Genomic DNA, 217 nt, shown 5'->3' with positions numbered 1-217 from the left:
GCGAAGGTGCTGCTGACGCAAACGCCGCTGCGAGAGCGTGCCGAAGCCTGGCTCGGCGAAGAGGAGCTGGCGCTGGCGGCGGTGCTGTATCTGGACGACGAAGCGTCGTACAGCGAGGAGCGGGCGAATGCGCCGATTGGCTCCGGCAAGCTGACGGATGCTGTGGACGACGGCGATGAGAGCCATCAGAATGTTGGCACCGACAGCTTCCATGAAG

1 protein-coding gene is annotated in these 217 nt (G+C 64.5%); it reads left to right on the top strand.

From position 1 onward, the window contains the following. On the top strand, positions 1–217 hold a 217-nt coding region (locus ACL9RM_RS26835), incomplete at both ends, for a hypothetical protein (protein ID WP_414126735.1).

It is taken from the genome of Paenibacillus sp. S29 (assembly GCF_049319765.1).
In the GTDB taxonomy this organism is placed as follows: Bacteria; Bacillota; Bacilli; order Paenibacillales; family Paenibacillaceae; genus Paenibacillus; species Paenibacillus polymyxa_B.
Note: the sequence above shows the minus strand (reverse complement) of the source record. Positions and strands in the feature narration are given on the sequence as shown.